This window comes from Ectobacillus sp. OTK (genome assembly GCF_059698935.1).
In genome coordinates this window covers 3,245,358-3,260,205 of record NZ_AP048547.1, presented here as the reverse complement: position 1 = coordinate 3,260,205, position 14,848 = coordinate 3,245,358, and the positions used below count along the sequence as shown (strand labels likewise).

General features: G+C 36.6%; 16 protein-coding genes and 1 pseudogene. 14 read left to right on the top strand and 3 right to left on the bottom strand.

All coding sequences use genetic code 11. The features are described from left to right. The first annotated feature begins 341 nt into the window (after nucleotides 1–341). Genes AC6HZ4_RS16335 through AC6HZ4_RS16325 form a run of 3 tightly spaced genes read left to right on the top strand, consistent with a single transcriptional unit; the run spans nucleotide 342 to nucleotide 2,913 of the window. Nucleotides 342–1,085, top strand: a complete 744-nt coding sequence (locus AC6HZ4_RS16335) for a metal ABC transporter ATP-binding protein (protein WP_497490687.1) — start codon at nucleotides 342–344, stop codon at nucleotides 1,083–1,085. Next, complete coding sequence (locus AC6HZ4_RS16330; protein ID WP_497490686.1) at nucleotides 1,086–1,943, top strand: metal ABC transporter permease; 858 nt, start codon at nucleotides 1,086–1,088, stop codon at nucleotides 1,941–1,943. 16 nt (nucleotides 1,944–1,959) lie between these two features. Continuing rightward, nucleotides 1,960–2,913, top strand: coding sequence for a metal ABC transporter substrate-binding protein (locus AC6HZ4_RS16325; RefSeq protein WP_497490685.1), 954 nt, complete (start codon nucleotides 1,960–1,962; stop codon nucleotides 2,911–2,913). Between the two features lie 173 nt (nucleotides 2,914–3,086). Here the strand turns inward: AC6HZ4_RS16325 and AC6HZ4_RS16320 are convergent, their stop codons facing one another. Continuing rightward, nucleotides 3,087–3,938, bottom strand: coding sequence for a hypothetical protein (locus tag AC6HZ4_RS16320; RefSeq protein WP_497490684.1), 852 nt, complete (start codon nucleotides 3,936–3,938; stop codon nucleotides 3,087–3,089). Between the two features lie 250 nt (nucleotides 3,939–4,188). Between AC6HZ4_RS16320 and AC6HZ4_RS16315 the strand changes: the two are divergent. Next, nucleotides 4,189–4,317 (top strand): annotated as a pseudogene (locus AC6HZ4_RS16315) (ketopantoate reductase C-terminal domain-containing protein); the annotation flags it as partial. Nucleotides 4,318–4,368: 51 nt separating this feature from the next. On the opposite strand, the gene AC6HZ4_RS16310 reads toward AC6HZ4_RS16315, so the two are convergent. Next, nucleotides 4,369–5,142, bottom strand: a complete 774-nt coding sequence (locus AC6HZ4_RS16310) for an alpha/beta hydrolase (protein WP_497490683.1) — start codon at nucleotides 5,140–5,142, stop codon at nucleotides 4,369–4,371. Between the two features lie 609 nt (nucleotides 5,143–5,751). Between AC6HZ4_RS16310 and AC6HZ4_RS16305 the strand changes: the two genes are divergently transcribed. The 4 genes from AC6HZ4_RS16305 to AC6HZ4_RS16290 all read left to right on the top strand — a co-directional run bounded on the left by AC6HZ4_RS16305 (nucleotide 5,752) and on the right by AC6HZ4_RS16290 (nucleotide 7,647). Beyond that, nucleotides 5,752–6,204 (top strand): riboflavin kinase, encoded by a 453-nt coding sequence (locus AC6HZ4_RS16305; protein ID WP_497490682.1) that lies wholly within the window; start codon nucleotides 5,752–5,754, stop codon nucleotides 6,202–6,204. A 233-nt stretch (nucleotides 6,205–6,437) separates the two neighbouring features. Continuing rightward, nucleotides 6,438–6,620 carry a YezD family protein gene (locus AC6HZ4_RS16300; protein WP_497490681.1) on the top strand — a complete coding sequence of 61 codons (183 nt, stop codon included), beginning with the start codon at nucleotides 6,438–6,440 and terminating at the stop codon, nucleotides 6,618–6,620. A 298-nt stretch (nucleotides 6,621–6,918) separates the two neighbouring features. After that, nucleotides 6,919–7,308, top strand: coding sequence for a hypothetical protein (locus AC6HZ4_RS16295; RefSeq protein ID WP_497490679.1), 390 nt, complete (start codon nucleotides 6,919–6,921; stop codon nucleotides 7,306–7,308). Nucleotides 7,309–7,476: 168 nt separating this feature from the next. Continuing rightward, the gene (locus AC6HZ4_RS16290; RefSeq protein WP_497490678.1) at nucleotides 7,477–7,647 is read left to right on the top strand and encodes a hypothetical protein; all 171 of its coding nucleotides are present in this window, start codon (nucleotides 7,477–7,479) and stop codon (nucleotides 7,645–7,647) included. 265 nt (nucleotides 7,648–7,912) lie between these two features. On the opposite strand, the gene AC6HZ4_RS16285 is transcribed toward AC6HZ4_RS16290, so the two are convergent. Further along, the gene (locus AC6HZ4_RS16285; RefSeq protein WP_497490676.1) at nucleotides 7,913–8,797 is read right to left on the bottom strand and encodes a sulfite exporter TauE/SafE family protein; all 885 of its coding nucleotides are present in this window, start codon (nucleotides 8,795–8,797) and stop codon (nucleotides 7,913–7,915) included. A 661-nt stretch (nucleotides 8,798–9,458) separates the two neighbouring features. Between AC6HZ4_RS16285 and AC6HZ4_RS16280 the strand changes: the two genes are divergently transcribed. The 6 genes from AC6HZ4_RS16280 (at nucleotide 9,459) to AC6HZ4_RS16255 (ending at nucleotide 14,659) form a co-directional block, all read left to right on the top strand. Beyond that, a complete protein-coding gene (locus AC6HZ4_RS16280) occupies nucleotides 9,459–10,655 on the top strand; it encodes a chromate transporter (RefSeq protein WP_497490675.1) in 1,197 nt (398 codons plus the stop codon). A gap of 18 nt (nucleotides 10,656–10,673) precedes the next feature. After that, nucleotides 10,674–11,108 (top strand): Chromate resistance protein ChrB, encoded by a 435-nt coding sequence (locus AC6HZ4_RS16275; RefSeq protein ID WP_497490673.1) that lies wholly within the window; start codon nucleotides 10,674–10,676, stop codon nucleotides 11,106–11,108. Further along, nucleotides 11,105–11,518 (top strand): chromate resistance protein ChrB domain-containing protein, encoded by a 414-nt coding sequence (locus tag AC6HZ4_RS16270; RefSeq protein ID WP_497490671.1) that lies wholly within the window; start codon nucleotides 11,105–11,107, stop codon nucleotides 11,516–11,518. Before AC6HZ4_RS16275 ends, AC6HZ4_RS16270 begins: the two co-directional genes overlap by 4 nt. 420 nt (nucleotides 11,519–11,938) lie before the next feature. Next, complete coding sequence (locus AC6HZ4_RS16265) at nucleotides 11,939–12,736, top strand: ABC transporter permease (protein WP_497490670.1); 798 nt, start codon at nucleotides 11,939–11,941, stop codon at nucleotides 12,734–12,736. Between the two features lie 30 nt (nucleotides 12,737–12,766). After that, nucleotides 12,767–13,816, top strand: a complete 1,050-nt coding sequence (locus AC6HZ4_RS16260) for a taurine ABC transporter substrate-binding protein (RefSeq protein WP_497490668.1) — start codon at nucleotides 12,767–12,769, stop codon at nucleotides 13,814–13,816. 21 nt (nucleotides 13,817–13,837) lie between these two features. Continuing rightward, nucleotides 13,838–14,659: an ABC transporter ATP-binding protein gene (locus tag AC6HZ4_RS16255; protein ID WP_497490666.1), complete on the top strand. Its 822-nt coding sequence runs from the start codon at nucleotides 13,838–13,840 to the stop codon at nucleotides 14,657–14,659. Nucleotides 14,660–14,848 lie beyond the last annotated feature (189 nt).

Here is a 14,848-nt window from a genome sequence, read left to right as displayed (position 1 = left end):
TGTTGAATGAGCAATGTTGCAATCTCTGAAAACAATGGATAAGGCGGCAGGAAGCTAAAGGGGAACTAGGTTGCTTTAAACATATTCTATTTTTGGTTTTATGGAAAAAACTTCTAATTAAGCATAAATTTTTTATAATAAGAATATTATTTTAATTGACATAATCTTTCTTTATGCCTAAAATGTTTCCTAAGATAAACTTTTTTATATTAATACACATAACATGGTATTAGGTAAAATTATTGGGTTATTCCATTTTATATTTTTGTGTAAAAGTTGCCTTACTGAAAATTTGTTAGCTTATAGAAAATAATCGAGGGGAATGGAGGGGAATAACTACAATGAATCCTGCACTTAAAGTAAACAGTTTATTTGTTTCTTATCATGGTAATGAAGCTATTCAAAATATAAACTTTTCAATTGAAAAGGGAAAATTAGTTGGAATTATAGGTCCAAATGGAGCAGGGAAATCAACATTATTAAAGGCGTTGTTAGATCTAATTCCAAGAGATAAAGGAGACGTTCAAATATACGGAAAAAACTTTAACGAGCTGCGAAAATTAGTTGCATATGTTCCGCAAAGAAGTAACATTGATTGGGATTTTCCCATCACTGTTTTAGATACTGTACTAATTGGAACATATCCCAAATTAGGTTTATTCCAAAGACCGAAAAGGGCAGAAAAAGAATGGGCTCTACAATGTTTACAAAGGGTAGGTATGGATGGTTTTGAAAGCCGCCAAATTGGAGAGCTCTCAGGAGGACAACAACAACGGGTTTTTTTAGCAAGGGCTCTTGCTCAAAAGTCAGAATTATTTTTTTTAGATGAGCCTTTTGTTGGAATAGATGTCGCAAGTGAAGAAACAATTATTACGATATTAAAAGAATTAAGGAACAGCGGTAAAACGATTCTTGTTGTTCATCATGATTTAAGTAAAGTAAGCGATTATTTTGATCAGCTTATTTTGTTAAATAAAGAGCTACTAGGATTTGGTGATGTAAATCATGTTGTACGTGCAGAAGTGTTAGCTCGGGCGTATGCTGGGCAGTTTTCGCTTCTTGAGGGATTGGAGGGGAAGATTTAGATGGCTTTTATTGAGGCTGTGATGCAGTATGGATTTTTGCAAAAGGCTCTTTTGACCTCTACAATGGTTGGGATTATCTGTGGAGTTGTGGGTTGTTTTATCATTTTGAGAGGAATGGCATTAATGGGTGATGCGATTTCTCATGCTGTCCTTCCTGGGGTTGCTATTGCATATATGCTTGGAATGAACTTCTTTGTTGGAGCTGTTATTTCGGGAGTTTTGACGGCAGTAGGGATTGGTTTTGTAAGCCAGAATAGCCGTATTAAGAATGATATATCTATCGGAATCATGTTTACAGCTGCTTTTGCCTTAGGAATCATCCTTATTACCCTTATGAAGAGCAGTACAGATCTTTACCACATTCTGTTTGGAAATGTATTGGCAGTTCGCTCTTCAGATATGTGGACTACACTTGGGATCGGGATATTTGTATTAGCCTCGATTTATTTGTTTTATAAAGAGCTTCTCGTTACTTCCTTTGACCCAACGATGGCAGAAGCCTATGGATTGCCTATTAAGACGATCCACTACTTTCTAATGACGCTGCTTACAATGGTAACAGTCGCTTCTTTACAAACAGTAGGAATTATCCTTGTAGTGGCTATGCTAATCACTCCAGCAGCAACGGCTTACTTATTAACCGATCGATTGTGGGTCATGATTTATCTTTCAGCAGGCTTAGGAGTCATTGCATCTGTTGTTGGGTTATACTTTAGCTTTACATATAACTTAGCTTCAGGGGCAACAATCGTTTTGGTTTCAACAATCTTATTTCTGTTGACATTTGCTTTTTCACCAAAACAAGGTATCTTATGGCGTTTTTTAAAAGCAAGAAGAAAAAAACTATCACTTTCATAAATTAGGGGGAGTTGCAATGAAACATTTATTAAAATTATTTATGGCAAGTCTTTTTGCAATTGTTATTCTTGCGGGTTGTAGCGAAAGTAAAAAAACAGACATTGGAGCAAAAGAAGATACTAAGGATGGTAAGCTGCAAGTAGTTACGACTTACTCCATTCTGTATGACATTGTCAAAAACATTGGCGGCGATCAAGTTGAGATTCATAGTCTTGCACCAGTAGGATCTAATCCGCATGAATATGACCCGCTTCCATTAGATATTCAAAAGACAACAGATGCAGATGTCGTCTTCTATAACGGATTAAATCTAGAAGCAGGAAACTCCTGGTTTGAGAAACTTCTTCAAACAGCTGAAAAAAACGGTGAAGATGCTCCTGTATATAGATTAAGCAAAGGTGTAGAGCCTAAATACTTAACATCAGAAGGAAATGAAGGGGAAGAAGACCCGCACGCATGGCTTGATATTCGAAACGGTATTAAATATGCAGAAAATGCAAGAGATGCATTGGCTAAAGTTGATCCAAAGCATGCAGATATTTATGAAAAAAATGCTAAAGAATATATTTCGAAATTGCAAAAACTCCATGAAGAAGCGTTAGAAAGCTTCAACAAAATTCCAAAGGAAAAGCGCTTTTTAGTTACCAGTGAGGGAGCGTTTAAGTATTTTTGTGATGCATACGATTTTGAAGCAGGATATATTTGGGAAATCAATGCGGAGAATCAAGGAACACCTCAACAAGTTAAGCAAATCGTAGATTTAATAAAGCAAAAAGAAATTCCGGTTTTATTTGTAGAAACGAGTGTAGATCCTCGAAGTATGGAAATGGTTTCAAAAGAAACTGGGGTTCCAATCGGGGGAACATTATTTACGGACTCTCTAGGAAAACCAGGTGAAGATGGAGATTCCTATATCAGCATGATGGAATGGAATATTAATATTATTTTTACAAACCTAATGAAAAATTAACTTTTCTAACCGAATTACGCACAAATTTAATTCAATCACTTATATTATTAAGAAGCCGTTTATATACAGAAGCTTATTTGCAATTTGTGTATAGACGGCTTACATAACAGAAAATGTTTTTTCTTCAAAATCATGGAAGGTTATGCTGTCCTTTTTTATTTAATTCGAGAAACTTAGGAAGGTAAATGGACAGGATAAAAAGTTCTTATGCTTTTACCATCACGGCTTCTGGATAACTCCAGTTTATAGTGTACGCCATTGATTACACAATCTTCAGGGGCATATTCTTGAGGCATAGCCCGTACAGTTCCTAATGCCAAAATACCTTCAGCACTTAATCCAACAAAAAAACCACAATTTTTTTTAATCAATTTAACGAAACGCTTTTTTTCATAATCGAAGGCTTCTAAATAATATCCAACTGTAATAGCATCCGGTTTAGTAGGAAGTTGTTCAGGGCGAACTGAACAACTCATTACAATCTGGTCCTTATGATGTTCATTTATATCTGCATTATCTTCAAGCCAATATTTATACCAAAAATGATGACCTACAAGTCTTTTTCCTTGCTGCTCCCCGATAAAGACATGTTCGAAACCTGATAAATCCCTGCCATTTTCCGAGTGAAATTGTCTGAACCATAGGTCGTATAAATATGTATACCATTGTAATGCACTAAATTTTTTATTAGATTTTTCTTCAATAAATTTCTTTGCTATTCTACCGGGAGAAGATTCAATAGCCATTGTTAAAAATTCTTCAACTTCCATTGATTTACTAGGCGTATTTTTCTCTTTATTTTTTTGATTTAATGTGTAATTGTTAAAAAGTTTCTCCACCAATTGATAACTTCTTCTTTTTTCTTCAGGTATATACACTTCCTTTATAACATGGTGTTCAGGCTCGCAGCTTCCTGTATCCACAACAACATATCCTTGAGATGTATCCCCATTCTCAGCGGTTGAAATTGGTCTAATACCGTTGCCTTCCATATCTGCATCCCAGATTGCTTGATAAATATTCATATCAGTCCTCCTTAAGCATGCAGCTGGATAAATACTAATATAATTTGCTAAAACTCAGTCTTATATTCTTACTCTAACATATGTATAGGCTAACTTTCTCACTGACGGGGGCTTTTATAATGGAGATAGAGACTGGGTGTTATAGGAATTAGGTAGGGGAAGTTTGTGGAGATCAACCGCTTCAGCAACAAAACTTTGCACAAAGCTTCGTCAAGCCTTTTCGCCCTATTCAGTAATAGGTGGAGTTTGTTTGATTGAAGCTGACCATCTGCAAGGATATTTATTGCAGTTGGCACATAGACACGGCTTACAAGCTCCTGCTCTACAAGGCATCTACGTGAATCTAAAGTTATATGAGAAGCAGCCAAGGCTTTCTTGAAAAAGCGCTTAGCTGCTTGTTTATCTCTTGGGCATTTTCATGGACATAGGATTAGGAAATTTCTTTTTTTCTTGGGTTACTAGCAAATTTCTTAATAAATAAACAGCATTGCTTAGCAATGAATTCTTTTTCATAATCCATAGAAGCAACATGATAGGAGTTATACAGAGGAATGATTTTTTTTATGTCGGACTGGATATGAGATAGTATATAATCCGTATTTTCTGGAGGAATCACATGGTCATTCTCTGATCGAAACGCCAGAGTCGGGCATGTAACACTTGGAAGCTTTCTGCGTGTATCATCCATTAAAGTTAATAACTGCTGAATAGATCGGATTGGTGCTTTTGTATATGTAATTTCATATACATCGTCTGCCTTAATATCTGGCGCCCCTTCATCAATAAACCGAGGTTCCTGTTTATGTTTAAATTCCTCCATTACAGGAATTGTTGTCATCGCTGCATTGATCAGCATAACCCCTTTGATGGCAGGGTATTTACTAGCAAGCTGCATTGTTAATGTCCCCCCCATAGATTGACCAATGATGAAGATGTCTCGGCAATGATGTTGTAAAAACTGATATCCTTCTTCTAGACTTTGAATCCAATCAGAATAAGTGCATCTTTCCATATCTTCATAATGTGTGCCGTGGCCCTTTAATCTTACTCCGTATGTAGTGTAGCCTTGAGATGCAATGTACTCTCCTAAAAATTGGACACTTTGGGGGGTTCCAACAAACCCGTGGGAAATTAGGATGCCAATATGATTCCCTTTAAAGAAAAAAGGTTCTGCACCTGGTAATACAGGATATCTTTCTAACATATGAAATCTCCTTTCAGTTTTTAGTCCATTCCCTGCTTTTTGGTAAATAAATAAGGCACCTATCCTCATAAGAGTTAGGTGCCTTTGGTAGACCAATCAGCTATAAAGTAACATAATAATATACTAACTATTCCGATAATTCAAGTTTGTTTTGAGGGGTGAGTTTAAGAAAATATTTCCAAAATTCCATTGACAACTATTTTATTAAGTTATATATTGTTAATCAATAGCTTTAATGTCTAGTAAACAAGTAGGTAAAGTGAGGAAATGAACCTATTTTTGCCTGGAGAGATGTAGATCTGATCCCAAAAGACTTTGTATAGAAGGATTTTTTAGTAAATTTCATAACTTAAAAGGTAAGAAGAAACCTTACTTCCCTTCATTTGTTTTCGAAAAGATTAGAGGATAGCCATGCAGAATCATAAAACCAATTTAATTTATCGGAAAAAGTGGTTATTGTTTTGTTTGTTACGTATTATAATTATGAATATGGCTTACTCGTCAACCGGCAGCCCCTTAGCATAAAGAAAGTTAACTTTATTTATGCTAAGGGGTGCCTTATCTAGGAATATTGTAATAACTATTAAGAATAAGAGAGGAGAAAAAGCAATGGCAAGTTCGAGCTTTGAACAAACAGTTATTCAAGGAAGCGTAATTCATGGCAGAAAAATAGGACGTAAACTTGGATTTCCAACAGCAAATATCGATTCTCATGATGAACAATTAGAAAATGGCGTGTACGGAGTTCGTGTATTCTTGAATGAAAAAGAATATATAGGGATTATGAATGTCGGTGTTAAACCCACATTCGCTTCAAATGTATCAAAGACTATTGAAGTACATCTTTTAGATTTTGCAGACGATATTTATGGGGATTTTCTAGAATGTCATGTTCTTTTTAGAGTGAGGAATGAACAAAAATTCCCCTCAATAGTCCATTTAAAACAACAAATTATGAACGATATTGCGTATGTCAAACAAACATTTGAACACTTCAGATGTTTCAACGGAAGTAATACAAAAGTATTTTTTGAAAAAGAGCAAATATCTACATCTGTCTAATTCATACCCCTCATATCAAAAGATGATAGATAAATGAAGGTATGTATAAAAAATTCTTTTTTATACAATGAGGGTTCTATATCATCATTCCTTTTAGTAATTCATCGGTAATGGTCTGGGGATCGTAAATATTAAATGGTCATTCAGAGATTTCTAACACTATATTTTTTAAATTTAAAACCAAGTATTCAAATAGGTATTTGTTTTTGTAATGGGAAGAGGGGGAATTATAAATGGCGGCTATAGATCAAGAAAAAATAGATTACATTGTAGCGATGTTGCAAGATATTAAATATGGCTCTTTAGTAATAACCATCCATGAAGGCCATATTACACAAGTTGATAGTACAGAAAAGAAACGCTTTGCTCCTCAAAGTAAACTAGTAAATAAAAAATCCTTACAAGTTGAAAGGTGAATGCTTCATCGAGGGTTCCTAACATTTTTCCTGTTATACATTAAGGAGGGGTTTTTTGTATCTAGGAGATACATTTTTTATAAAAAAATATGCCAACTGGATCACTAGAGGCTCTCAATTTTCAAGGTGGATTTCATCTGGAACTGAGGGTCTTTTTATTTTATTTGTAAAGAACTGAAATGAGAAAAGGGAAGATGGAGAATTTGTTGTGAAACGAACTATTGATTCGAACTTGTAAAAAAGGAATTGAATTAAGTTTTTTAGATTTGTAAGAGGATATCTAGGAAGGGGATTGTATATGTCAGAGATCGATTTGAACCCACGAAATATTTTTAGAAAAGAAGCAGGGAAGAACTCTTTAAAACAGAATGAGTATCTAAATTTGCCTGATTTACAGTTTTTCAATTGGTGCAATCAGCAATATCGATTAAACAGGGGGATATATAATACCATCGATGAATGGTTTTATGATTATGGAATTAAGGAAATTCTTTTCCGTCGAATCTATATTTTAGCATTTTTAAGATTTGTTAAGGAAGCAGAACCAGAGCCTGATCAACATAAATTTATGCGATTTGGAAATAGGGGACTTACAAAACAGCTTACTGAATTTATAACTATACAAGATAAAGAAAGTGAACAGGACAAAAGGGAGAGAAACGGATTCATTCCACTGCTTATACAATGAGTGTAGACTAATAATTCTTTATTTTATATGAATTGAATAGTGGTTAGTTACCGACTAGTCAACTAGAGGTTTTTATTCTGGAACGATCCATTCCAGGATAGAGACCTTTTTTTACTTGGACTCAGTACGCATGCAATTGGAGGATTCGATAAAGATAAAGCTCGTAGCTTGCTGAAGGTTCCAGACGATTTTGATCTTCATGCAGTAATTGCCATTGGTTATCGTGACGAAAAAGAAATCCTTGATCCAACTTTGCAAACGCGTGAAAATCCTAGCACTAGAAAACCATTAAAAGAAGTTATTTTTGAAGGGACAATAAATTCGCAAGCTGAAATATAATCTGTAATGGAATCCTATATAACAACGACAACATTTCGAAGTCTATTCCTATTAATCTAGTATGAATATTTACAAAAAACAAATTTCTCTTAACCAGAGAGGCGAAGAGGCTGGATCAGATCTTCTCTCAAATGGATTTGGGTAATGAGTATCAGAAATCTAATAGGGCAAAAAATTGATAGGAGGATACCTCTTCTAGATATCCTCCTTTAAAAAAGTAAGAAAGTTAAATTTTTTGGGTGCTCCCTGTTTGTTTCCTTATTAGCTATGAAGCTCTTGAATAGTCTTTTGCATCTTTATTCATTTTCCGTACGCCAAAGACAATCGTAGCCCCCCAGCCAACTACAAGAAGCAAGTAAATATAAGGATGAAATGAAGCATTTGCTACCCATGTATTTAAGATTGTTCGTACGTTGACAAGGATAATAAAACCGCCAACTAACAAGCCCATCAGCTGCGATGGAACGATCCGAACGATCCAGGCAGCGATTGGTGCAGCAATAATACCACCGACCATAAGTACAGCTACCCACGTCCAGTTCACCGTTTCCCAGCCAAGCGAAATAATAAAGCCGATTGTTGCAGAAACAGCAATAGCAAATTCACTCGTATCTACTGTACCTACTACCTTACGCGCAGACATTCCCTTTTTTGTTAAGAGAATTGGTGTCGCAATCGGACCCCAGCCTCCCCCGCCCGTTGCATCAGCAAATCCTGCAAGTAAGCCTAATGGAATGGATTGCTTGATCGATAGCGGCTTCGCTTCTGTTTCCTCATTCTTACGAAACATAAACAAAAAGCGAAACAACACATAAAATCCAAGAAGCAGTAAAAATGTAGATACATATGGCTTTACAACATCTCCAGGCAGGCTGCTCAAAAAGCATGCTCCCACAAATGCACCAATTGATCCAGGAATGATAAGGCGATATACCATTTTTCGATCTACATTGCCAAATTTAATATGTGAGATACCGGAAGCAGCGGTTGTCGCAACCTCTGATAAATGAACAGAAGCAGACGCGACGGCTGGTGCAATCCCAAATGCTAATAACAATGACGACGAGGTTACTCCATATGCCATCCCAAGTGCACCATCAATTAATTGTGCGAAAAATCCAATAAACGCCAAAATCAATAACTTTTGCATTCTCATCCTCCTAATTGCTCATAGCTTCATATCTAATTAAACCTTCACTTATCCTGTCCGTATGTAGCTGAGCTAGGTTTTTTATCTAAAAAAACACATCGGAATACTATGTTTTAAGTCGAAAAAATAAGTACATGTTTTTTATTCGACAACATCGTTTCAAGTAAATTCCCCCTATTTTCTCGTATCGTGTAAATTTTCTGAATGTAATTTCTCTTATCTTATTCCAACATTACCGATGTGTCAACTTATATTTTGTCAATAAGTATAGCGGATAAGGAGTACCGCCAATAAAGCGCGGATTTTATGCGCGAAGGATATACAGAATTTTATCTGGCATGATGTGGTTACCTTTCTTCCCAAACGTTGCTGCGGAAGGGACACCAGAAAAACGGCAGGGTCCTCGACCTTGCCGTTGCTTTGTTTAGAGAAAATGCTCGCTGCTTTGAATGAATGATTATGTTAACTAAATATGTATGGGGTGTTCTTTGTTCAACTAACAAAGCTGGTTAGGGAAAAAAGAGAAAATCTGAAGTGGAGGTTTTTCACGATACTTTATATACATGTAACCAGTGTTACAAAAAACTCTTTTTATATTTACTGATGTAATATAAAATGGTTTTAATGCATGTAACCAGTATTACTTTTAGGGGGAGAAACAATGAGTGATTTTTCAGAAACAAAGTCAAATAATCAAACCCAAGCCGCAACGTACTCGCTCTTGCAAATGGTTTTATATTTTTTAAAGCTGGGCACTATTGGTTTTGGAGGACCTGTTGCATTAACGGGGTATATGTATCGAGACTTAGTGGAGAAACGAGGTTGGATTTCAGACGCAGACTATAAGGATGGCCTTGCTCTTTCGCAGCTTGCTCCTGGTCCTTTGGCGGCACAATTAGCTATTTATTTAGGGTATGTCCATTACCGGATACTTGGAGCGACATTAGTAGCTATTGCATTTGTTATGCCCTCATTTTTAATGGTTGTTACTTTAGGCTGGGCCTATCTAAAATTCGGCGGCTTAACTTGGATGCAAGCTGTTTTTTATGCAGTAGGTGCAAGTGTGATTGGAATTGTTGCTTTTAGTGCTTACAAATTAACTGCCAAAACAATCGGAAAGGATTGGTTGCTTTGGGGTATATTTTTAGTTGCCGGTGCAGTAACGGTTCTTACTGAGACAGAAAATATTTGGTTATTTTTAGGAGCTGGTATTTTATATTGGTTGGTAAAAGCTCCTCCAAAGGGGTTATGGAAAAAAACAAAATTAGGCATTCTTGAACCGTTCTCGTTTACTTTACTGCTGGGAGCCGCAATACCTTCAAACACAGGTGTTCTATGGAACATATTCACCTTCTTTTCAAAGGCGGGGGCATTTGTGTTTGGCAGCGGTCTTGCCATTGTTCCTTTTCTATATGGAGGTACCGTTAAAGAATACGGCTGGTTGGATGCCCAACAGTTCCTTGATGCAGTTGCTGTGGCAATGATTACTCCTGGCCCTGTTGTTATTACAACAGGATTCATAGGTTACTTAGTAGCCGGATTCCCTGGGGCAACTGTTGCAGCTTTGGCTACTTTTCTTCCATGCTACTTGCTAACGATTGTCCCTGCACCTTTTTTTAAAAAATACGGAAAACTCCCCGGAATTAATGCCTTTGTGAATGGTGTCACGGCTGCTGCAACGGGAGCAATTAGCGGTGCAGTGATTGTATTGGGGAAGAGATCCATCATTGATGTTCCTACGGCTTTATTAGCCCTTATCACTCTTGGAATTCTTTGGAAAAGCAAGAAGGTTTCAGAACCAATTATTATTCTTGTAGCAGCTATCATTGGATTAATTGTTTACCCAATGATGCGGTAAAGGTTAGGAGATGAATTCATGCAGAATTGGCTGCATTTGGTGTATAAGATTCCAAGAAACCCAAGCAAAATACGTGTGTATGTATGGAGAAAACTAAAGAGACTCGGCGCGGTTCTCCTTCATGAATCTGTGTGGTGCCTGCCGTCTAGTCCAAAAACAAAAGAACACTTTCAATGGCTAGCTGTTGAAATTCAAGAACTGGGAGGGGAAGCAACTCTATGGGAATCTCGGCTTGTTTTGGGAATGAATGACGAGTGTATCATTAAAGAATTTTTGTCTCAGGTAGATAAGGAATATGCCGAAATTCTAGATGAATTGAAAAAGGAACAAATAGATCTTGTTTCTCTCTCTAAGAAATATCAGCAAATTAAAGTAAAGGATTATTTCCAATCTGATTTAGGAAAACGTGTATTAAAGGAATTACAAAATGTCAGAGGAGGAATAAATGGATGAAGTGGGTTACTTGGGAAAATGTAGGAGTAGACAGAATGGCTTGCGCATGGCTCATAACAAAATGGATTGATTCAGAAGCGGAATTCTTATTTATCCCCATAGGTCAAATGTCATTGCCAGATGGAGCAGAACCATTTGATATTCCTGGTGTTCGTCTTTCTCATCGAAAGGGCCATTGCACATTCCATACAATGCTGCAAGAATTTAAAATTAAAGACCCTGTACTAGAACGAATTGCTCTAATTGTAGATGAAGCGGATACGGTACAAGAAGTATCTTTGGAGCCAATTGCACCAGGGCTTGATTTTATATGTGATGGCATTCGGTTAACAAGCCTTGATGATGTGACAGCATTGGAAAGAGGCGGCTTAATTTTTGAAGCATTGTATGCTCAATTATCTGCAGGATAAAATTCACGAAAAACTAGAAGGGTATTACTATACATTTTATTTACTTTCAAGAACGTCAATTATGTGATCTAATAAAAGCCCCTTCCCAATGAAAACTTGAAAGGGGCTTTCGATTCTTGCAACATCGTATTTGGATAAGAATTATTTACTTTGCTTTTTAGGTACAGCTGCGTTTTTGGGTATAAACAGATATTTGAATGTTGATGAGGGTGTACCAAAAGGTAGCGCATAGTTTTACTCTGGAGCCCCTGTTATATTAAAAAGAAAAACCGATTGACATAGTGATGAAACATTGATACTATTCTTATTAAACCGATATGAATTTTAGGTTATCTGACCAGACAACTGGAGGTTCCTCTTGATTTTTTTACGAAATCAAAAGGAGCCTTTTTGCGTTTAAAGAAAAAGGAGGGATATAAAGTGAATGAAAAATTGATGCACAAAAGGAGCATACCTGCCAGGGGAGTCTCAGCGATTAGCGTTAGCTTGCTGTGTATCATTTGGGCAGTGAGCACCAATTTGAAATGGGTAGATCCTATTTTTTTACCATCTCCTCAAGCTGTTTGGAGAGCCTTTTTGGATTTAGCAACAGGGGGATATAAAGGAGCATCATTGAGTACCCACATTCTAAACAGTCTATATAGGTTATCTTCATCTTTGGTTTTGGCGTTTTTTACAGCAGTACCATTAGGAATCCTATGTGGGTATTCAAAATACATACTAGCTATTTTCGATCCTATTGTTGAATTTTATAGACCTCTTCCACCGTTAGCTTATTATGCTTTACTCGTTTTATGGATGGGAATCGATGATAAGTCCAAAGTGGCGCTATTATTTCTAAGTGCTTTTGCTCCGTTGTTTCTTGCAACTGTATCCAGTGTGCAGAAGGTTCCGCGCGATCGGATTAATGGTGCATTAACATTAGGGGCTTCAAAATGGAAAGTTCTTTTATTTATCATTCTTCCATCCTCCCTTCCAGACATTGTAACGGGCCTTCGCACCGCGATTGGAGTTACGTATGCTACGCTAGTTGCTGCGGAAATGGTTGCTGCCACTTCAGGAATTGGCTGGATGGTATTGGATGCTAGTAAGTATTTACGAAGTGATATTGTCTTTGTGGGGATTATCCTAATGGGAGGAATCGCCATTTTAATGGATGGCATTATTAGATGGTATCAACGTTTTCAATTCTCGTGGGTTGGGAAGCAAGAATCATAATATATCAATAAAAATCGGGGGAGAAATTACATGATTTTTCAAAGGAAACGAAACACGCTATGGATTCTTATATTACTTATGATTGTTAGTCTAATCACTGGCTGCTCGAATCAAGGTGCAGCAGGAGAATCAAAAGACTCTGTATCCAATCATGCGGTACCAAAAGAAATTAGGTTGGGATATCAAGTCTCCCCTAATGGAGAATTGTTATCTAAAGCTTTAGGTTTGCTAGAAAAAAAGTACCCCGATATAAAAATTAATTGGATTAAGTTCGATTCAGGACGAGATGTGAATAATGCGATGGCAAGCGGGAGTATTGATTTTGGTCTTGTAGGTACACCCCCAGGTTCAATAGGAATTGCAAACAAATTGCCCTATAAGGTGTATTACCTGCATGATATTATCGGTGAAAGCGAAGCGTTAATCGCAAAACAAGGTTCTGGTATTCAATCATTAAAGGATTTAAAAGGCAAGAAAATTGCAACTACCTTTAGTTCAACATCTCATTATAGCTTGCTAAAGGCTTTGGAAAAGGAAAACATTAATCCTCAAAAAGAAGGAATCACAATCCTTGATATGCAGCCACCTGATATTTATGCTGCTTGGAAACGAAATGATATCGATGCAGCTTATATTTGGCAGCCGATACAGACTAAGTTGATAAATGAAGGAGGGAATATGATTATTAATTCAAAAGACTTGGCACAAGAAGATATTGTAACCGGAGAATTTGGAATTGTGAATAAGGATTTTGCGAAGAAGTACTCTGAAATTGTTAAAGGATATATTGCCGTCTTAGATGAGGCAGTGCATTACTATCATGACAAACCTGAACAATCCGCTCAGCTTCTCTCTAAGGAATTAGGATTATCGCATGAGGAAAGCTTAACAACAATGAAGCAAATTATCTGGCTGGATGCTTCCCAGCAGAAGGCGTACTTTGGAGCGCCAGGGCAACCAGGAAAACTAGCTAATGTCTTGAAGGATACTGCAGACTTTATGGTTACACAGAAAAACATATCATCTGCGCCAGGTCTAAATACGTATCAGCAAGCGTTGCTAAGTGAACTGTATAAATAAAGGGAGGGGAGGAGAAGGAGTATGGCCTTAAGCATCCCGCATGAACGACATACCGAGACTGTAAATCGTTCTAATATAATTGAAATCAAGGATTTAAGTTTGCGTTATGAAACTCAAGATTTATATGTATTAAAGCATATTAATCTTGAGTTATATGAAAACGATTTTGTTTGTGTATTAGGTCCATCAGGTTGTGGGAAATCTTCATTGCTAAATGCTATAGCAGGATTTCAGAAGCAAATAATAGGTGAGGTCATGATTAATGGAAACCCGCATAGGAAGCCTAATGCAGATGTAGGAGTAGTATTTCAACATCACAATCTGTTTCCATGGTTATCAATTGAAAAAAATATTGAATTTGGTTTGAAAATGCAAGGCATACCGAGGACGGTGAGAAAGCATACAGTTTCTTACTATCTGGAGATCGTAGGATTAGAAAATGCTGCTAAAAGGTTACCTTATCAGCTTTCAGGAGGTATGAAGCAAAGGGCAGCTATTGCAAGAACTCTTGCTGCGAATCCTAAGGTTATGTTAATGGATGAACCTTTTAGTGCTTTAGATGCTTTGACCCGTGCATCCATGCAAAATCACCTTCTTGAAATTTGGAGGAAAACGAAAAAATGTGTGTTTTTTATTACGCATGATGTCGAGGAAGCGCTGTTGCTAGGAACGCGTATTGTAGTCATGCAGTCGAATCCAGGAAGAATTATAGCCGACATGCCAAACCCCCTATCTAGGCATAATAAATCAATAGAAGAACTGAAGCGTGATAAGGATTTTAATAAGTGGTGTGATTATTTCATTTCCATTATACGTGATGGAGAGACAGAAAAAGGGGGATGAAAATAATAATTTTCTAAATTCAATTATAGATTTTCTCCACAAATGGAACCTTTTTGGACAAGAGTTAGTGCAGAGTAATGCTTATACAGTTGCTATACTTTTAATTTTTAAGTTTGAAATATCAATTAAAAGATTGACACTATAATAGGAAAAGTATTACAATTTAAATAACAAATAAAGTTTATGTGA